General features: G+C 68.6%; 20 protein-coding genes. 9 read left to right on the top strand and 11 right to left on the bottom strand.

Features of this window, described 5'->3' with window-relative positions:
• Positions 1–47: 47 nt before the first annotated feature.
• Together N803_RS10825 and N803_RS10820 are read right to left on the bottom strand one after the other, a co-directional pair.
• On the bottom strand, positions 48–1,793 hold the full coding sequence (locus N803_RS10825) for a hypothetical protein (protein ID WP_156969746.1): 1,746 nt from the start codon (positions 1,791–1,793) through the stop codon (positions 48–50).
• 133 nt (positions 1,794–1,926) lie between these two features.
• Positions 1,927–2,151 carry a hypothetical protein gene (locus N803_RS10820; RefSeq protein WP_035904984.1) on the bottom strand — a complete coding sequence of 75 codons (225 nt, stop codon included), beginning with the start codon at positions 2,149–2,151 and terminating at the stop codon, positions 1,927–1,929.
• A gap of 353 nt (positions 2,152–2,504) precedes the next feature.
• Between N803_RS10820 and N803_RS18345 the strand changes: the two genes are divergently transcribed.
• Positions 2,505–2,654, top strand: a complete 150-nt coding sequence (locus tag N803_RS18345; protein WP_156969745.1) for a hypothetical protein — start codon at positions 2,505–2,507, stop codon at positions 2,652–2,654.
• A gap of 126 nt (positions 2,655–2,780) precedes the next feature.
• Here the strand turns inward: N803_RS18345 and N803_RS10815 are convergent, their stop codons facing one another.
• Complete coding sequence (locus N803_RS10815) at positions 2,781–3,998, bottom strand: ATP-binding protein (RefSeq protein WP_035904981.1); 1,218 nt, start codon at positions 3,996–3,998, stop codon at positions 2,781–2,783.
• Positions 3,999–4,172: 174 nt separating this feature from the next.
• On the opposite strand from N803_RS10815, the gene N803_RS10810 reads away from it, so the two are divergent.
• Complete coding sequence (locus N803_RS10810) at positions 4,173–5,054, top strand: hypothetical protein (protein WP_035904979.1); 882 nt, start codon at positions 4,173–4,175, stop codon at positions 5,052–5,054.
• A 22-nt stretch (positions 5,055–5,076) separates the two neighbouring features.
• On the opposite strand, the gene N803_RS10805 is transcribed toward N803_RS10810, so the two are convergent.
• From N803_RS10805 to N803_RS10785, 5 genes are all read right to left on the bottom strand, one after another.
• Positions 5,077–5,514, bottom strand: a complete 438-nt coding sequence (locus tag N803_RS10805) for a VOC family protein (RefSeq protein ID WP_035904977.1) — start codon at positions 5,512–5,514, stop codon at positions 5,077–5,079.
• Between the two features lie 126 nt (positions 5,515–5,640).
• On the bottom strand, positions 5,641–5,979 hold the full coding sequence (locus N803_RS10800) for a rhodanese-like domain-containing protein (protein WP_035904974.1): 339 nt from the start codon (positions 5,977–5,979) through the stop codon (positions 5,641–5,643).
• 47 nt (positions 5,980–6,026) lie between these two features.
• Positions 6,027–6,518 (bottom strand): hemerythrin domain-containing protein, encoded by a 492-nt coding sequence (locus N803_RS10795; protein ID WP_035904971.1) that lies wholly within the window; start codon positions 6,516–6,518, stop codon positions 6,027–6,029.
• Between the two features lie 173 nt (positions 6,519–6,691).
• Positions 6,692–7,552, bottom strand: a complete 861-nt coding sequence (locus N803_RS10790; protein WP_035904970.1) for an Fpg/Nei family DNA glycosylase — start codon at positions 7,550–7,552, stop codon at positions 6,692–6,694.
• A gap of 6 nt (positions 7,553–7,558) precedes the next feature.
• On the bottom strand, positions 7,559–8,683 hold the full coding sequence (locus tag N803_RS10785) for an App1 family protein phosphatidate phosphatase (protein ID WP_035904967.1): 1,125 nt from the start codon (positions 8,681–8,683) through the stop codon (positions 7,559–7,561).
• A gap of 40 nt (positions 8,684–8,723) precedes the next feature.
• Here N803_RS10785 and N803_RS17530 point away from each other — a divergent pair, with 40 nt between their 5' ends.
• The 6 genes from N803_RS17530 to N803_RS10755 all read left to right on the top strand — a co-directional run bounded on the left by N803_RS17530 (position 8,724) and on the right by N803_RS10755 (position 15,455).
• Positions 8,724–9,815 carry a hypothetical protein gene (locus N803_RS17530; protein WP_052112163.1) on the top strand — a complete coding sequence of 364 codons (1,092 nt, stop codon included), beginning with the start codon at positions 8,724–8,726 and terminating at the stop codon, positions 9,813–9,815.
• 176 nt (positions 9,816–9,991) lie between these two features.
• Positions 9,992–12,010, top strand: a complete 2,019-nt coding sequence (locus N803_RS10775; protein ID WP_035904965.1) for a PhoX family protein — start codon at positions 9,992–9,994, stop codon at positions 12,008–12,010.
• Positions 12,011–12,127: 117 nt separating this feature from the next.
• Positions 12,128–12,559 carry a VOC family protein gene (locus N803_RS10770; RefSeq protein ID WP_035904962.1) on the top strand — a complete coding sequence of 144 codons (432 nt, stop codon included), beginning with the start codon at positions 12,128–12,130 and terminating at the stop codon, positions 12,557–12,559.
• Positions 12,556–13,152, top strand: coding sequence for a GNAT family N-acetyltransferase (locus tag N803_RS10765; RefSeq protein WP_245617176.1), 597 nt, complete (start codon positions 12,556–12,558; stop codon positions 13,150–13,152). Before N803_RS10770 ends, N803_RS10765 begins: the two co-directional genes overlap by 4 nt.
• Before the next feature lie 49 nt (positions 13,153–13,201).
• On the top strand, positions 13,202–14,755 hold the full coding sequence (locus tag N803_RS10760; RefSeq protein ID WP_035905179.1) for an ATP-dependent DNA ligase: 1,554 nt from the start codon (positions 13,202–13,204) through the stop codon (positions 14,753–14,755).
• 64 nt (positions 14,756–14,819) lie between these two features.
• A complete protein-coding gene (locus N803_RS10755) occupies positions 14,820–15,455 on the top strand; it encodes an alpha/beta hydrolase (RefSeq protein WP_245617174.1) in 636 nt (211 codons plus the stop codon).
• Between the two features lie 7 nt (positions 15,456–15,462).
• Here the strand turns inward: N803_RS10755 and N803_RS10750 are convergent, their stop codons facing one another.
• Genes N803_RS10750 through N803_RS10740 form a run of 3 tightly spaced genes read right to left on the bottom strand, consistent with a single transcriptional unit; the run spans position 15,463 to position 17,680 of the window.
• Positions 15,463–15,723 carry a hypothetical protein gene (locus N803_RS10750; protein WP_156969744.1) on the bottom strand — a complete coding sequence of 87 codons (261 nt, stop codon included), beginning with the start codon at positions 15,721–15,723 and terminating at the stop codon, positions 15,463–15,465.
• Positions 15,724–15,749: 26 nt separating this feature from the next.
• Complete coding sequence (locus tag N803_RS10745) at positions 15,750–16,592, bottom strand: ABC transporter permease (protein WP_035904958.1); 843 nt, start codon at positions 16,590–16,592, stop codon at positions 15,750–15,752.
• A complete protein-coding gene (locus N803_RS10740) occupies positions 16,589–17,680 on the bottom strand; it encodes an ATP-binding cassette domain-containing protein (protein WP_084764383.1) in 1,092 nt (363 codons plus the stop codon). The genes N803_RS10745 and N803_RS10740 overlap by 4 nt, the downstream gene beginning before the upstream one ends.
• Before the next feature lie 102 nt (positions 17,681–17,782).
• Here N803_RS10740 and N803_RS10735 point away from each other — a divergent pair, with 102 nt between their 5' ends.
• Positions 17,783–18,523: a TetR/AcrR family transcriptional regulator gene (locus tag N803_RS10735; RefSeq protein WP_035904957.1), complete on the top strand. Its 741-nt coding sequence runs from the start codon at positions 17,783–17,785 to the stop codon at positions 18,521–18,523.

The raw sequence follows: 18,523 nt of genomic DNA, 5'->3' as shown, positions 1-18,523 counted from the left end.
GATCGCAACCCTAAAGGTCGCGGTCGTCCCCGTCCCGAGACAAGGCCCTACTCGCCCAAACTGCTCCCCTCTTCGGCCGCGAAGGGCTCCGGCGGTTCGCCGGAACCTGCAATCTGCTGCCCCTCCCGTTCCACCGACCCGCCTTCCAGGAGCGCGGATCGCTCAAGCTCGGGCAGGTTCATCGCTTGGGCGAGCAATGACACCAGTGCGTTGATCTGGACTGACGCGGCAGTTGTGAACCGCAGGTGAACATCCGCATCTCTAGTCGTCAGGTCGACCAGCGAAGGCTCGTCACTCGTGCCAGCAGTCGTACGGCGTACATACCGGATGTGTTCCATGGGGAAGTCATGGCTGATGGCTCCTTCCTCCAGGAAGGCATCGGAGTCCGCTGTCAGCAAGCGGCGGTCCGTCAGCACGACGAGCGTTCTGGAAACCATCCTGTCACGGGCGGCGGCCAAGCGTTCGCGAGCTTTGCCGATGGCCTCGGCGACGACGCGACCAGCAGGCTCCCGCTCGGACATCCCCATTGCCTGAATGACCTCGTCGTCGTCCAAGAACCATCGCAAAACTCTCAGGAACGGAGCTAAGTCGACGCCATCCTCGATGCAGATCACCCTTGGGGGAGACAGCGGTGGCGGCGGAGGATGGAGTGCCTCGGCGAGCGGACTGACCGACTTGAGCAGACTCGCTGCGGTCCCCCTAGCGGCCTTCGCTTCGGAGCGGGCGCGTGGGAGTGACTGCGACAACGTCTGGCGGCCGGGGAGGTTGGCCACGAGCCGCAGTTCGCGTGTGAGTGCGTCCGTGAGCGTTTTGATCTCGATCATCGAGGACTCGACCTCAGTGCGCGTGTCCCGAGCGATTACCTCGACCAAACGCTGTTCGTCGGGGTCGTCTCGTCCCGCTGTGCGTGCCTTCCCTGCGTGGAGTGCCTGGAGGCCGGTCCATGCCTTGAGGGATGACAGGAGGGCGGTCGTGTCCAGGGCGATGCTCTGCGCATTGAACCGCAGGTAGTCACTTCTGGCTCGTGGGTCTTCGGAGCCGATTTGCTGGACGTGGTGGCGCACCTTGTCACGATGAAGTTCCTGTTGCTTCCACAGCGCTGCCTCTGAGCCGGCCACCGTGTCCCAGAGGGATGTTGGGACGGATTCGAGCTCCTTGGCCCGGGCAATCGCCCGGTCGATCGTGGCCACGAGGCCCGCGAGTTCCGCTCGCTGATCGCGCTCCAACCCTTCATGAACCTGCCGGGTCAGCACCACGTTCGTCTTCACGAGCGAGCTGATTTCGCTGAGCTGTATTTGCAGGGCGATCGTGGCAACAGCAGGCCCGATCGCGGCCGCCGTCTGTGCGGCTGTCAGTCCGGTAACGGGGATGAACCGCGCCTGCTTCAAGCCCTCGGAGGTGAGCATCGTCCCGAGATTTGCGCCGTCCTTGACGGCAAGCTTGGCTCCAGATGCGAGCAGCGCCTGCGTGGCGTCATTCACGCGGTATAGCCCTTGAAGGGTTGACAGCGCCTGACCTACGTTGCCGGCCACGGTGGCCGTATTAGCCATCGCGGAGAGGACGTTCGACAGCTGAGTGAGATCAGCTGACGTGACGAATCCGGTGTCGACGAGTTCAAGGTCGAGCGGGGGTGGTCCGAAGACGACGGCCACGCCCGGGGCCACCTCCGCGATGACCGTCTGCTCGGCGCCTTCAGCGTCAGGCTGCAGCTCCGATAGCTCGCCCTCGCTGCCGACCGAGGCCTGGATTTCGCCGTCGTCGCGGCCGTCGGGCATTTCGGACGACGGGTGCACAGTTCCTCATCTTTCGAGCAATCCAAGGCCTACTTGGCAATGTTTTCCGTGGATCAACCGCGAGGCACACGAGCCACGGCGATCTTCGCTACCACCGTAGACGCCGATCACACTCGGCGTCCGGCGCCGGCTGTTACTCGTGGGTGCAGTCGCCCGTTGACCGTCCTTCTCGGTCGAATGCGTCGATGATCGCGCGGCCCGCAAGATCCAGCTCGTTGTACGCGTGGGCGTAGAAGCGCTCGTCCATCAAATCCGGCTCGACGTCGTCAAAGGACCGAAGAAGCGCGCGCAACTCCTCGACCGCCGCGCTAACACGCGGGTCGCCGTCTCTAGCATCCAACCCAGTCGATTCCTTCACTTCGCCAGCATGCCCTTGCGGCTCCCCCTGCGGTGACTGTCACTGCCAACTGCATGAATGTGGTCATGGAAGAGACTTGGCCGCATCGTGACCTTCCCGTGCTGACTGCCATTGTGGAGGTCTTCGAGCGTACGGGCCGCGTGATGAGCCCGAACGAGATCGTCCGGCAGTCAGGACTGACCGGGGATCAGGTTGAGAGTGCGCTGAACGCACTGGAGGGGGAGACTCCGCCGTGCATCACCAAGCTTGATCGGCGCGCTTCAGGAGGGATAAGCCTGATTGGGAAACCTACCGGCCACGCCCGACGGGCGGTCGGAGCATGGCCATCAGCCGAGACCATGGCGGATCAAATCGTGCAGGCACTCGAGGAAGCGGCGGAGCGAGAGCCCGACACGGAGCGCCAGGGTTGGCTGCGACAGTCCGCCAACTACCTCGGCAACGCCGGCCGAGACCTCGCCGTCGAGATCGGGGCCACTGCGATCAACCGTCAGATGGGGATGTAGCTAGCCGCGATCTCAGAATCCTCCGCTGGCGTCTCAGAATTCGCCGCGGAAGTGGTCCACCTGTCTCACGTGTCTCGAACTCACGGGTAAGTCTCAAAATCGCTCCCCGCTGACACCATCCATGACTCAGGCGGTCTGCTCGCGCAGATACCTTCCGAAGTGCGGCACGGTGAACGCGATCCGCCCGCGCTCGCCGGAGTAGATGAGCCCCTTTTTGAGCAGGGCATCCCGGGCCGGCGACAGCGACTGGGGCTTGCGCCCCAGCTTGGCCGCCACGTCCGACGTCGGCACCGACTCGATGTCGTCGAGTTCCTCGTCCTCGCTCTCGGCGATCGCGACAGCGACGTCGGCCATCGCCCGCAGGTACTCCCGCTCCCCCGGCGTCGCCCGCTCGAAGCGCGACCCGAAGAACCCGACCGCCAGCTCCGCCTCGGCCTCGGGCGCCGCGACCCGCACGTCGTCCACCGTCACCGGCGATTGCGGCGCCCGGTCCCACGCCGCCTTGCCATAGGCCTGGATGAAGTACGGATAGCCGCCGGTCGCGGCATACATCGCGTCCAACGCGTCCGCCGAATACGCCGCACCCTCCTCCTCGGCCGGCACGACCAACGCCGCATCGGCGGCCGCGCGAGGCAGCCGGTCGATGCGTGAATAGCGAAAAAGCCTCTCGGAGTATGACTTTGACGCCGACAGCACCGCCGGCAGGTGCGGCAGTCCGGCCCCCACGACGATGACCGGAAGCCCCGACTGCGAGATCTCGTGGCACGCCGCGCACAGCGCCGACACGTCGTCGGGCATGAGGTCCTGCATCTCGTCGATGAAAACCGCGATCCCGCGGCCCGTGTCGGAGGCCAAGCCGCCCACATCCGTCAGCAGCTCGACCAGGTCGATCTCGATGTCGCCCGAGTCGGCGCGCCCCGAAGCGGCCGGCGCATCGATCCCGGAGTTCCACTTCTCGCGCAGCTTCGCCCCCGCCGGGGCATCCCGCTGGGCAAAGGCCTTGATGACACCGAGCACGTGCTGCACCTCGGAGTCACTCGGGTGCCCGAGCTCGCGGACGGCCTGATGCAGCGCCGACGACAGCGGGCGACGCAGCGACTGGTCGGGTCGCGCCTCGAGCTTGCCCGTCCCCCACTTCGCGCGAACAGCCGCTGACCGCAACGCATTCAGCAACACGGTCTTGCCGACACCGCGCAGTCCGGTGAGGACGATCGACCGCTCGGGCCGCCCGCGACGCACCCGTTCGAGCACGACCTCGAAGGCATCGAGCTGCTCGTCGCGACCCGCGAGCTCGGGCGGGCGCTGGCCCGCGCCCGGGGCATAGGGGTTACGGATCGGATCCACGATCGCACCGTATCCACAAATCTAGAGCGGACGGCATACATCCGAATATGCGTGTATGCCGTGTCGCGCCGTGCGCTGTCTGCGCGAGTCTCGCGGAAACGACATACAGGCCAAGAGCCCGGTATGCCGTCCGCTCGCCGGGAACGGATCGACTCACCGCCGCGTCCAAGGGACATGAAGCGCCTGCGCCACTCCTCGGTCCTCGCCCTCACCGCGTGGACCCTCGCCGCCGGGCTCGTCGGCTGCGGCACCGCCGACCTGTCCCCGGGTGCGTCGTCGACCCCCGCGCCGACCGTGCCGATCACCGGCCCGGATGACCTCCTCGTCGGTCAGGGCATGCTCATGCAGAAGGTCGGCGACGGCCCGATCGAGCTCTGCATCGGGGGCGTCGCCGAGTCCTATCCGCCACAGTGCGGCGGGCCGCGCATCGTCGGCGACGTCGACTGGGACACCCTGAAGCCCGAGCGCGCCAGTGGTGTCACGTGGACGAACGCTATCTGGGCCGTCGGCCACTTTGACCAGACGGCCAACACATTCACGCTCGATCGGCCACTGAGCCTCACCCCGACTGCTGGAGTCACCCCGCCGACGCCGGCAGACATGGACTTCCCGCAACTCTGCAAGGACCCGTATGCCGGTGGCCGTTCCGGGGCCGGCTCACCCGAACAGCAGAACGCCTTGACCATGCGACTCGAGAGCCTGGACGGCTACATCGGCTCGTGGGTGTCCGACGGGTCCTCCCTCTTCAACGTGCTCGTCCGGGGCGACGCCGAGGCCGTCTTCGCGGAACTGCGCACGGTATGGCCCGGCGGACTCTGTGTGGAGCAGCGCGACCTACCGACTCAGTCCGACGTCCGGGCTGCGCAGGACGCGCTGGCCGACATGGCAGGTGGGCGATTGCTCTCGACCGGCGGCGATGTCACGAGTGGGCAGCTCGAGGTCGGCGTGACCGTGCTGGACCGGGCCACGCGCGATGCCGTGCTCGAAGCTGTCGAGCCGTGGCTCGATGCATCGCAGATTCGCTTCACGGCGGCGCTGCAACCGCTCCCGCAGTGATCACCGGCCGTCCGCGCGACAGTCAGTCGGTCGCGACCTTCTGGGCGAACATCAACAGGATGCCGCTCGGGCCTCGGAGATAGGTGAGCAGGATGCTGTTCTCGTAGTTCGCGACGCCGCGCAGCGGGTGGAACCCGTGCCGGGCCGCGATCGCGAGGGACGCCTCGATGTCTTCGACCCAGAAGGCGACCCGGTGCATACCGATCTCGTTCGGCAGGGTCGGTTCGGTCTCGATGGCGTCCGGGTGGATGTACTCGAAGAACTCGAGCTGGCCCGTGCCATCCGGAGTCTGGAGGACGGCGATCCTCGCGTGATTGCCGTCGAGTCCCACCGCCGTCGCCGCCCACTCGCCGCTGATCTCGTCGGTGCCCAGGACGGTGAGCCCGAGGTCGGTGAAGAAGGTGATCGTGGCGTCGAGGTCACGGACGGCGATGCCGACGTTGCCGAAGCTGATGCTCATCGTGCTGCCTTCGTTCGTGGGCGGTGGGAGCGGTAGGGGATCAGGCTCGCGAGCCGGGTCTGCTGTCGCGAGCCTCATTGATCGGGCTCGCGACGTGAGAATCGGCTCGCGAGCCGGTTCTGTGACTCAGGGGACCTGCGGCGCGCTGCCGTCGGCGGTCTCCATCTGCTTGCCCGCCGCGTGCCACGCTCGCATGCCGCCATCGAGGTTCGCGACCTCGTAGCCCTGCTGCTCCAGCCACGGCAGGGTCCGCGAGACGCGGCCACCGCTGCGGCAGGTGACGACCAGCGGCTCGTCGCGGTCGAGGAAGGGAGCCAGCTCGTCGACTCGCGCCGGAAGCTCGCTCATGGGGATGTGGACGGCGCCGGGCGCGTGGCCACGGTCCCACTCGTCCTGCTCGCGGATGTCGAGGATCTGGGCGTCGTCGGCGAGGTCGGTCACCTGGACCTGTGCGAAGTCACTCATGACACCCGACGCTACCCCGCCCCGCCGAGGCGTCGACGGCAGCGTGGTCAGTGGTGATGCGACGCGATGGTCCCGCGCTCGACGTCGCGTCGGACCTGTTCGGCGTGTTCCCACTGCTGCGGATCGAGCGCAATGGCCGCTGCGGGGAACATGCCGTTCTCCTCGTGGTCGATGTGCTCCCACAGGGTGTCGAAGGCACCCAGAACCCCGGGCCAGTCGATGGCGCCCGGGCCACCGTCGCGCAGGGCATCGAGCGCCCTGTCGAGCGTGCCGTCGAGGTCGTCGTGTTCGTCGAAGAGCACCGCCACTTTGTCCTCGAGCGCTGGCACGGCCGACATGGCCGGATACACACCCACCTCCTCGACGGCATCGTGGACGGCAAGGACCGGGATCAGTCGCTCGAGGTGGGCGACTGCGCCGGCGAGGTCGTCCCGCTCGACCGCACGCCGCACCTCGCCCATGAGGTTCATGATGACGACGTGCTCCTCGTGGAGCCGGCCGATGGGACCGATGTCGCGGCAACCGCAGTAGCTGCACATGCGGCCATTGTCCACCGGCGGGCAACCGCCTCGCAGTCCGAGGGAATCCCACGCGACGATCCGGTGAACCGGGAGTCAGTCCCCGGTCAAGGTTCGACTTATTGCCCGTTTGGGCGTCTCCCATGGACGGTTCGCCGCCCCGAGACCGCGCCCAAACGGGCAATAAGTCGCTACTACTTGAGGAACTTGCTGGTGCGGCGGTCGGCAAGGGGTTTGCCGCCGGTCTGGCACGTCGCGCAGTACTGCAACGACGAGTCCGCGAACGACACCTCGCGCACGACATCGCCACACTCAGGACATGTCTCACCGGTCCGCCCGTGCACCCGCATGCCCGCCCGCTTCGCGTCCTTGAGCTCGGCGGCCGGCTTCCCCGACGCCGCGAGAACCGCAGCGGACAGCGTCTCGCGCAACGCGGCATACAGGCGTTCGGTCTGTTCGTCGTCGAGCTTCGCCGCCATCGCGAACGGCGACAGTTTGGCGACGTGCAGGATCTCGTCGCTGTAGGCATTGCCCACCCCGGCGATATTGGACTGGTCGCGCAGCACTCCCTTGATCTGAGCGTTGCGCCCACTCAGCAGTGAGCGAAAAGCGTTGAGCGAGAACGCATCCGAGAGGGGGTCGGGTCCCAGCGCGGCAATCCCCGGCACGTCCGAGGGAGCAGAGACGATGTATGCCGCGAGCGACTTCTTCGTCCCGGCCTCGGTGAGGTCGAAGCCCGACCCGTCGGACAGGCGCACCCGCAGCGCGATCGGCGACTTGCCCGGCCGCAGCCGCGTCGACGACAGCGCGTCGGACCAGCGCAGCCACCCGGCGCGGGCGAGGTGGAAGACCAGATGCGTTCCGCCGCAGTCGAGGTCGAGGAACTTGCCGTGCCGCGTCACCGACTCGATGGGCGCCCCGACCAAGGCATCGGGCGGCGGGTTGAACGTCTTGAGCACCGAGATCGAGCCGAGCTCGACGCCCGTGACGGCCAGCCCGTCAACCCGCGTCGACAGGAAGTCGACCAGCGCCTGCACCTCGGGCAACTCGGGCACGTCCGCTCACACTCCCCACATGTCGGACGCCTCGAGGGCTGCGGCGCCGACCTCGGGGTCGGGGTCGATCGGGTCCCTGTCCAGCATCGGGCCCACGAGCCGCGCCAGGGCGAAGCCGTCGGGCGCACGCAGCACCGGCGCCTTGATGTCCTGCGTCGGTGCGGGAACGAGGTCGTCGTGGGAGACGGGGATGCCGTTCTGGAGCACCTGTTCGCCGACGCTCAACTGCCGGATCGCGAGCGCCCGCACGTTGTCGGGGCGGCGGGCCGCGAACTCGGTGTAGATCTTCGGGTCGTTCTGGCCGTCGTCACCGACGAGCAGCCACTTGACGTGCGGGAGTTCGCGGGCGAGTCGAGCCAGCGCGGACCGCTTGTGGTCCTGCCCCGACCGGAACCAGCCGGTGTGCGTCGGCCCCCAGTCGGTGAGCAGCATTGGCCCCGGCGGGTAGCCGTTGCGCCGCAGGAAGCGGGTCAGCGAGGGAGCCGTGTTCCAGGCGCCCGTCGAGAGGTAGATGACCGGCATACCGGGGTGGGAGTCGGTGAGGTGGCGATAGAACGTCGCCATGCCCGGGACGGGGCGGCGCGTGCCCTCGGCCTTGACGAACGTGTTCCATGCGGCGATGACCGGGCGCGGCAGCGACGTCGACAGGACGGTGTCGTCGATGTCGCTGACCATGCCGAACGTCTGCCGGGTGCCGATGATGAGAACGGCGGCCTTGCGCGGTCGCGCAAGGGGCGACTCGATCTCGACCTGGTGCCACCCCGGTCCGAGGCCGTGCCCGTTGATGGTGATGTCGACGAGGCCCGAGCGGTCGGTGCGCCCGTCGATCTCGCGCTCGCCGATACGGATCGTCACGGGTACGTCGATGGCCGGGGCGGTGATGAACGCTCGCCAGCCGCGAGTCTCGTCCTCCGCGGACTTCAGCGACTGCACGGTGCCGGCCGCGTCACCCGACGAGGCGCGCATCGGCTCGCGGGACATGAGGACCCGCGCGAGCACGCGCACGAACCCGACGCTGCCGTAGCCCGTGTGCGGCACGATCTTGGTCCCCCACCCGCGCTCGCGCAGCATGTCGCTCTTGCGACGGTTCCACGCGTCCTCCATGAGCGCGGCGAGGTGCGGGCGAGCCATGCACCGACTCTAGTCGGCGCGACCTGCGAGGATGGCGCGCGTGACCCGGGACTACGTCATCGACGCCTTCGGCGCGCGGTGGAGTCTCGACACCACAGGGATCGCCGACGACGCCCGTGACCGGTTGCACGTCCTGTGGGAGTGGTGCCGCGTCCCGAGCGCGTCGTCCGGTGACGACGGCGTCGAACCTTTCGTCGTGACCGATGCCGACCCGTATGCCGTGTCGCGGGCGATCACGATCGCTTCCCTTCGTCGTCGGGTCGGGTCCGCGGTCCTGCTGCACTCGGCGGGGTTCAGCGTGGGCGACCGCGCCGTCGCCCTCGTCGGGCCGTCCGGCACGGGCAAGTCGACAGCGGCTCGGACGTTGGGCCAGCACTTCGGCTACCTCTCCGACGAGACGATCGCCATCGAACCCGACGGCCGCATCGCCCCCTACCCCAAGCCGATCTCGACCGTGGTCGACCCTGCTCGCCGGTGGGTGAAGGACGAGCACAGCCCGAGGGAACTCGGTCTCAGGGAGGCGGGCGAGACGGCATACCTGCACGCTCTTGTCGTCCTGGAACGCGACCCCGCACACGAGGTGCCGGAACTCGCGGAACTGACGCTGGCCGACGCGCTCCTCGCGGTGACGAAGGAGAGTTCGTCGATGCCGCTCGTCGAGCGTCCACTGCATCGACTGGCGACTCTGGCGAGCGGTGCGGGTGGGCCATATGTGTTGCGCTACAACGAGATTGGCGATTGCGTCGAGCTGATCCGCGACCTCTTCTCGACCGACGCGGGACGCTTCGAGCGGCAGCCGTGGACGAGCACCCCCGGTGCGGCCACCAGCGCGCCGGCCACGCTCCCCACCGACGCGGAGACCGCGAACTGGAGCGAGGAGACACGGATCGCGCGGGCGCCCTGGACCGACGCAGTGCACGCCGAGGGAGGCACGGTCGTCCTGCAGGGGACGGACCTCATGCGGCTCGGGCCGGTCGGCGAAGTCGCGTGGGTCGCGAGCGCCTCACCGATCACGGTCACCGATCTGCTCGCGCGTGTCATCGCCGAACTCGGGGAGCACCCCGACGCCGCGCGCATCGTCGACGAGGGGCTGCGCTCGATGGTCGACTCGGGGATTCTGCGCGTCGCCTGAGGCTGCCGGGCCGGTCAGCGACGCACGGCGACGCACGACGCCGCACGGCGGCGGCCCTTCGTCGACAAGGCGTCATCCGCTGTTCACCGCAGCGTCCGCCCCCGGGCGCGGCGCCTCCCTAGCGTCGGGATTTGGCGCAAGCCTGACCCATCCTTTCCCTGACGAAGGACCCTGACGTGACCACTCCCGCACGCCTGCTTCCCCTCTTCACCCGCTCGCACGAGGGCGGCCGCAGCTCCATGACGTGTCAGTACCGCTGTGGCGACGCCTGCGACCAGCCGGTGCCCAACACCTCCGACAACGAGTACTTCGGTGACCTCGTCGCCGCGGGCGTCTCCCGCCGCGCCGCGCTGCGCGCCGGTGGTGCCGGTGCCGCTCTGGTCGGCCTGACGGCGTGGAGTATGCCGTCCGCTGCCGCCGCGCCGTCGGCTGCGCCTTCCGCTGCTGGTGCGGCTTCTGCCAAGGGCAGCGCGCTCGGGTTCACCGGCATCGCGCCGACCCCGGCCACCGTCGACGCGGTCAAGGTCCCCGAGGGCTTCGACTGGGCGCCGATCATCTCCTGGGGCGACCCGCTCTTCGCCGGCACGCCGGCCTTCGACTTCGACAACCAGACGCCGGCCGCGCAGCGCGAGCAGGCGGGCTACAACTGCGACTACACGCAGTTCATGCAGGGCGGTGCGGGCAACAACGGCGCCCACAAGGGTCTGCTGGCGTTCAACAACGAGTACACCAACGACGAGCTGATGTTCCGCGGCGCCCCGTCGGCCGCCCAGCTCACCGATGAGCAGCTCGAGATCATCCAGGCCGCGCACGGCATCACGATCACCGAGGTCTCCCGCCGCAACGCGAACAGCCCCTGGCGCTGGGTGCAGGGTGGCAAGCGCAACCGTCGCATCCACACCGACACCCCGTTCGCGGTGGATGGTCCGGCGGCCGGCTCGGTCCACCTGCGCACGTCGGACGACCCGCGCGGTGAGCGCATCCTCGGCACGCTCAACAACTGCGCCGGTGGCGAGACGCCTTGGGGCACCTACCTCTCCGGCGAGGAGAACTTCAACCAGTACTTCAACGCCACGGGCGCCCCCGACGCGGACGGCAAGCTCAAGCGCTACGGCATCACCTCTGGTGGCCGCGGCTGGGAGCGCATCCAGGACCGCTTCTCCGTCGTCGCCGAGCCGAACGAGGTCAACCGCTTCGGTTGGATCGTCGAGGTCGACCCGCAGGACCCGACGTCGACGCCGGTCAAGCACACCGCCCTCGGCCGCTTCAAGCACGAGGGTGCGACGACGACGCTCACCGCTGACGGCCGCGTCGCGGCCTACATGGGTGACGACGAGCGCTTCGACTACATCTACAAGTTCCTGTCGAAGGACACGTATCGCGAGGGCGACAAGAAGCACAACATGCGGCTGCTCTCCGAGGGTGACCTCTACGTCGCCAAGCTCGCCGGTGACGGTGCGGCCGACGGTGAGTACGACGGCACCGGCCAGTGGCTCCCGCTCATCGTCGACGGCGTCTCGCACGTCCCCGGCATGTCGGTCGAGGAGGTCCTCATCTGGACGCGCCTCGCCGCCGACAAGGTCGGCCCGACGAAGATGGACCGCCCCGAGGACGTCCAGCCGAACCCGGTCAACGGCCGCATCTACGCCGCGATGACCAACAACACGGCCCGCACGCCCGGCCAGATCGACGAGGCGAACCCGCGCGCGGCCAACAAGCACGGTCACGTCACGGAGTTCACCGAGGACGGCGGCGACCACGGCGCCCTCACCTTCACCTGGAAGATCGTCCTCGTGGCCGGCAACCCGTCCGACCCGGAGACGTACTTCAACGGCTACGACAAGTCCGAGGTCTCCCCGATCAGCTGCCCCGACAACGTCGCGTTCGACGCCAAGGGCAACCTGTGGATCTCGACCGACGGTATGCCGGGCACGCTCAACTACTGCGACGCGCTCTACGTCATGCCGCTCGAGGGCGCCGACAAGGGCAAGCTCCAGCAGTTCCTCTCGGTGCCGGTCGGTGCCGAGACGTGCGGCCCGACGATCATCAACGAGAACTCGGTCATCGTCGCCGTGCAGCACCCGGGCGAGGTCTCGGGCGCGACGCCGGAGAACGTCATCTCGCAGTTCCCCTACCGCGGTGACGGCCAGCCCCGTCCGTCCGTGATCCACGCCTACCGCCGCCACGGCAAGTAGTTCGACTTATTGCCCCGTTGGGACGGGCGAGCGCCAGCGAGCCGGTCCCAACGGGGCAATAAGTCGTTTGCTTCGTGGGGGTACCGGCTGTCGGCAGGCGGGTCTAGCGTCGGCTCCATGGCTACGACACTGAATCCCTACATCCAGTTCAAGGACAACGCGCGCGAGGCGATCGAGTTCTATGCCTCGGTCTTCGGCGGTGAGCACACCATCTCGACCTTCGGTGACTTCGCGGAGGGCAACCCGGACCACGAGGCCGTCGCGGACGGCGTCATGCACGCCCAGCTCGTCGCCCCGAACGGCCTCACGCTCATGGCTGACGACACCCCTCCCGGCATGCCGTCCTCCGAGGGCTCCTCGATCTCGATCAGCCTCTCCGGTGACGACGCCGAGGAGCTCAGGGGCTACTGGGACAAGCTCTCCGACGGCGGCCAGGTCATGGTTCCGCTCGAGAAGCAGATGTGGGGCGACGAGTTCGGCATGTGTGCCGACCGCTTCGGCATCGCCTGGATGGTCAACATCGCCGGCGAGCAGCCCGCGGCGGAGTGACCGTCCGGCACCTGCCCTCGCTCGAGGACGTCGACTGGCCGGTGCGCACGGAGCGACTGCTCCTGCGCCCGGCCACCGTCGCCGATCTCGAGGTCACGTGGTCTCGGTGGCGCCGCCGACCCGATGTCGCGCAGTGGATGACGAACCCCTCGCGTGAGCTGGGGACCTACCTCGATCGCCTCGGCGCTCCCGAGAAGCTCGCGACCGTGATGGCCGTGGAGCACGACGGCCACCTCGTGATGGACCTGCACGTGCGCGTCCTCGACTCCTACGCCCAGACCGACGTCGCCGAGCAGGCACGCGCGACCCGGGCCAATCTCGGCTGGTCGATGGATCCCGAGGTACACGGTCGCGGCCTTGCCACCGAAGCGCTCCGTGCTGCCCTCGGTGTCTGCTTCGACGACCTCGGCCTGCACCGCGTCGAGGCGGACTGCTTCGCCGACAACACGGCGTCGTGGCGACTCATGGAACGCGTCGGCATGACCCGCGAGTCACACCAACGCGGCGATGCCCTGCACGCCGAACTCGGCTGGGTCGACCGCTACGCCTACGCCATGCTCGACTCCGACTGGCAGGCGCAGCGCCATGCCTGACGACGTCCCCAACTCGCCCATTCCTCCCCTCCGGGACGGCGGCTCCGGCATGCCGCTCGCTCGCCTTGTCGACGCGGCCGCCGCTCTCGCGGCGACCCGGTCGCGAACGACCAAGACCGAGGTGCTCGCCGAGATCCTGCGTGACCTCAGCCCAGACGAGGCAGAAGCCGCGGTCGGACTGCTCCTCGGGCGGCTGCACCAGGGCTCGATCGGCCTCGGCTACCGCACCGTCCTCGGAGCCCGTGACGCCGCGGCCCCTGCCGACACCCCCTCCCTCACCGTGAGCGATGTGGACGAAGTGCTCGACGGCATCTCCGGCCTGGGCGGCGCGGGCTCGGTCGGCGCCCGCAACGACGCACTCGTCGGCCTCTTCGAACGGGCCACAGCACCCGAGCAGGAGCACCTCGTCCGAGCCATGACCGGCGAGATGCGCACCGGTGCGCTCGAGGGCGTCCTCACCGACGGCCTCGCCCGCGCCCTCGACCTCCCTCTCGCCGATGTCCGTCGCGCCGTCATGCTCAGCGGGTCCCTAGCCGGCACCGTGAAGCTCGGCCTCACTTCGCCCGACGCCCTCGCCTCCGTGGGCCTGGCAGTCCTCACACCCGTCCAACCGATGCTCGCCTCGACCGCGCCGGACGTGGCTGCGGCCCTCGCCGTCACCGGTGAGGCGTCGGTGGAGCACAAGCTCGATGGCGCGCGAATCCAAGTGCACCGCAACGGTTCCGAGGTTCGAGTCTTCACCCGGTCCCTCGCCGACATCACCTCCCGCGTTCCGGAGATCGTCGAGGTCGCTCTGTCGCTTCCGGTCGAGTCGGTCATTCTCGACGGCGAGACCCTCATGCTCGACGACGACGGGTCGCCGCGTGCCTTCCAGGACACCATGAGCCGATTCGGCAGCACCGAAGGCGCCAACCCTGCCGAAGCAGAGCGGCAACGTGTGCTTGCGCCGCGCTTCTTCGACGTCCTCCACGTCGACGGTGAGGACCTCATTGACCGGCCCCTCCGCGAACGGCTCGCGACCCTCGAACGGATCGCACCGGCATACCGGATCGCAGGTGAGGTGACCACCGATCCCGCTGTCGCGCAGCGGATCTCGACCGAAGCGCTCGCCGCGGGCCACGAGGGCGTCATGATCAAGGCGGTCGACTCGACCTATACCGCCGGGCGACGCGGCAAGAACTGGGTCAAGGTCAAGCCGGTGCACACCTACGACCTCGTCGTGCTCGGCGTCGAGCGTGGTTCGGGCCGGCGCAAGGGCTGGCTCTCGAACCTCCATCTTGGTGCCCGCGACCCCGAGGGTGAGTTCGGTCCGGCCGGCGGGTTCGTCATGGTCGGCAAGACGTTCAAAGGGCTCACCGACGAACTGCTCAAGTGGCAGACCGAGACGTTCCCCGACCTCGCCGTCGACGACAACGGCTGGGCCCTCACCCTCCGCCCAGAGATCGTCGTCGAGATTGCCATCGACGGAGTGCAGCGCAGCTCCCGCTACCCGGGCGGCGTGGCGCTGCGGTTCGCCCGGGTCAAGCGCTACCGCGTCGGCGTGGAAGCCAAGCCCGCCGACGAGGCCGACACGATCCAGGCGCTCCGGTCGTTGCTGAGGTGAGAGTCGGCGTCGCGCACCTCCAGCCGCGACCCATCGCCGCAGCGTCCCACTCCGAAGAGGCATCGTGAACGCCCCCACACCCTCGCTGACCCGACACGACACGTCGAGCGGGCCGTCGGCCGTCATCCTGATGCTGCACGGCGGCAAGCCGCGGTCCCACGACGTCGTCGACGGCCGCAGTGCCTCGTGGCAGCGCAGCGCGTGGATGGCGCGCGCGATCACGGGCCGCGCAGCCGAGGCCGGCGCGGCCGTGTGGCTGTTGCGCTATCGCGAGCGTGGGTGGAACGGCGGCCGTGACCGATTCGCCGACGCGCGATGGGCGCTCGACGAGGTGCGCGCGACCCACGGCGGCGCGCCCGTCATCCTCCTCGGGCACTCGATGGGTGCACGCGTGGCCGTCCACGTCGCCGACGACGCGTCGGTCACGGGCGTCGTGGGCCTGGCCCCGTGGTGGTCGAACGAGGACCCCGTACGCACTTTGCAAGGCCGCGGGCTCATCGCCGCTCATGGACGGCGTGACCGGATCACGTCGTTCGCGCACACCCGTCGGTTCGTCGAGCGGGCACGCGCAGATGGCGCCCGCGCGGAACTGGTCGACATGGGCCTCCTCGGTCACTACATGCTCGGCCGACCCGACCGGTGGAACGACGTCGCGATCGAGTCCTGCCTGCGGATGCTCGCCCTGGCGACCAACGACTAGCGTCCGGTCAGTCGGGTGCCGCCACGTCCCGGCGCTCTCCCGATGACTGGTCGATGACGACGCGCTCGCCCAGCGGTCGCCGGAGCTCGACCCGCGCACTGTCGGCACAGTCGTCCTCACTGCCCATGGGCCCGACCCGGTCGATGGTCGCCGTGAGCCTGACCTCCGTGTCCGACTCCTCGACGCTCACCACCGGAGACGAGCACGACGTGAGGGCAAGGGCGAGCACCGCCCCGGCCACCCACGACGCACGCCGAAGACACCGCATACAGGCATTGTCCCGGCCAACCTGCCTCAGCGGGAGAGCCGCTGGTACTTCCGCACCGCCAGCGGCAGGAACACGAGCGTGATGAGGATCGGCCAGACGAGCGCCATCTCCATCGCGTGCTGCTCGATCCAGCTGTTGCCCGTCGCGACGGGGTTGCCGAACAGCTCGCGGATCGCGTTCGCCGTCGACGACACCGGGTTCCACATCGCGATGAACCCGAGCCAGTCCGGCATGAGCGACGGCGGCGTGAAGACGCTCGACAGCATCCCGAACGGGAACGCCACCGCGAAGAGGTTCCCCGCCTGCTCCTGCCCCTTGACGAACATCGCGAGATAGATCCCGATCCAGATGAGCGCGAACCGCAGCAGGAGCAACAGGACGAACGCATAGGCCGTCTGCAGCCAGCCACCGTCGGACCGCCATCCGACCGCGAGCGCGATGAGGGCCAGGACGCCGAGGTCGATCGCGGCACCGATGAGGTCGCTCACCCCGCGCCCGCTCACGACCGCCGACCGCGCCATCGGCATCGACCGGAACCGGTCCATGACGCCCTTCTCCTTGTCGACGACCATCGCGTAGGCCGTGTTCATAAACCCGAACGCCATCGTCATCGCGAACATCCCGGGCATCGCGAACGCCTTGTAGTCGGCGCCGCCACCGACGTCCATCGCGGACCCGAAGACGTAGACGAAGAGGAGCACCGACACGATCGGGAAGCCGAGCTGCCACGCGATCATCGACGGCTCGCGCTTGTAGTAGAGCAGCCCGCGCCACACCATCGCCGCGCAGTCGGACACCGCCCACCAGAGTGCGGAATGGCGGGCCGGGGTGAGGTCGGCGGCTGGCGCCGCGGTGGTCTCGGTGGTCATCGCAGGGCACCTTCCGCTTCGGTCGATTCGCGTTCGTCGGGTATGCCGTCCGCTCCCGTCCGCGCGTCGGCGCCGGTCTCGTACGTGGCCGGTTGGGCGAGGGGGCCGTCAGATCCGGCCTCCGGTGATGACGCCTCCTCCTCGGCCCGGTGGCCGGTGAGGCGGAGGAACACGTCGTCGAGCGTCGGCCGACGCAGGGTGATGTCCTCGATGGACGCGCCCGATGCCTGGAGTCGACTCGCGACCGTGCTCAGCGCGGCGACGCGGTCAGCGACGGGGGCGCTCACCGTGCGGTGCTCGGTCGACACCGTGGGTTCGCCCGTCGACACACCGTCGAAGGCTGCCGCCACCGCCGCCAGGTCGGCCCCCTCGGCCGCGACGACCTCGATCTGGTCTCCGCCCACTCGGTTCTTGAGCTCGGAAGGCGTGCCGGTGGCGACGTTGCGCCCCCGGTCGATGACCGTGACCTCGTCGGCAAGCTGGTCGGCTTCTTCGAGGTACTGCGTCGTGAGGAGCACCGTCGTTCCCCCGGCGACGAGGTCACGGATGGCCGTCCACACTTCGCCGCGGCCACGTGGGTCGAGGCCCGTGGTCGGCTCGTCGAGGAAGAGCACCTGCGGCGCGAGGATCATGCTCGCGGCGAGGTCGAGTCGGCGGCGCATGCCTCCGCTGTAGGCCTTGACTCCCTTGTCTCCGGCGTCGGCGAGGTCAAAGCGTTCGAGCAGTTCGCTCGCGCGCGCCTTCGCCCGGCGACCGCCGAGGTGGAAGAGCTTCCCGAAGAGCTCGAGATTCTGCCGACCCGTGAGGATCTCGTCGACTGCGGCGTACTGCCCCGTCAGGCCGATGCGTCGCCGCACCTCCTGGGGGTCGCGGGCCACGTCGACTCCGCCGACGAGCGCCGATCCCTCGTCCGAGTCGAGCAGCGTGGCGAGCACCCGGACCGCCGTCGTCTTGCCCGCTCCATTCGGGCCGAGCAGCCCGTGGACCGTGCCGCTCGGGACGGCCAGGTCGAAGCCGTCGAGCGCGGTCACCTCCCCAAACCGCTTGCCCAAGCCTCGGGCCTCAATGGCCCAATCCCGCTCTCCCATCACGCTTCTCCTCCGATTCACCCGGTTCTGTCGCGGCACGTCACCGCACTGAGTACACCGTACTCCATTTGAGCGTACACCCTACGCAGTACACTCGCCAGCATGACTCAGCAACACAGCGGCAGTGGCGACATCAGCCGCAGCCTGGCGATCATGTGGGCGTTCGACCTCGGCCGGAGTACGCGCGGTCCGAAGCCGAAGCTGAGCGTCGACGCGATCGTCGATGTCGCCGTCGACCTCGCTGACACCGAGGGCCTCGACGCCGTCTCGATGCGACGCATCGGTCAGGAGCTCGGGGTCGGCACGATGTCGCTCTATCGCCACGTCCCCGGCAAGGAGGAGTTGCTGGACCTCATGCTCGAGCGGGTCAACGCGCCCTCCAGCGATGAGACCCTCGGGGACGACTGGCGCACCTCGATGCAGACCCTCGGCCGCGGACTCTGGACGCTCTACACGACCCACCCGTGGCTGCCGCTCGTCGACCAGACCCGCCCCCTCCTCGGCCCCAACGCCCTGCGCGGACTGGACATCGCTCTCGAGACACTGAAGAGCACGGGCCTCTCGGGGCAGCAGCAGATCGCCGTCATCGGGGCCATCGACGCGTTCGTCATGAACGCCGCCCGCCAGCACAACGGCGCAGCACTGGCCGAGCAGGCGACGGGAGTCAGCAACGAGGAGTTCTGGACCGCGCAGGAGCCGGTGCTGACCAAGGCGATGGCGTCAGGCGACTACCCGCACGTCGCCGCCCTGGACATGGACGCCTACGCCATGGCAGGTGAGGACTTCATGGAGTTCGGTCTCACCCTGCTCCTCGACGGCATCGCCAACCTCATCCGCCGCTGA

The organism is Knoellia subterranea KCTC 19937 (assembly GCF_000768685.1).
GTDB classification, from domain to species: Bacteria; Actinomycetota; Actinomycetes; order Actinomycetales; family Dermatophilaceae; genus Knoellia; species Knoellia subterranea.
The sequence above is the reverse complement of the archived record's forward strand: the minus strand, read 5'-3'. Positions and strand labels throughout refer to the sequence as shown.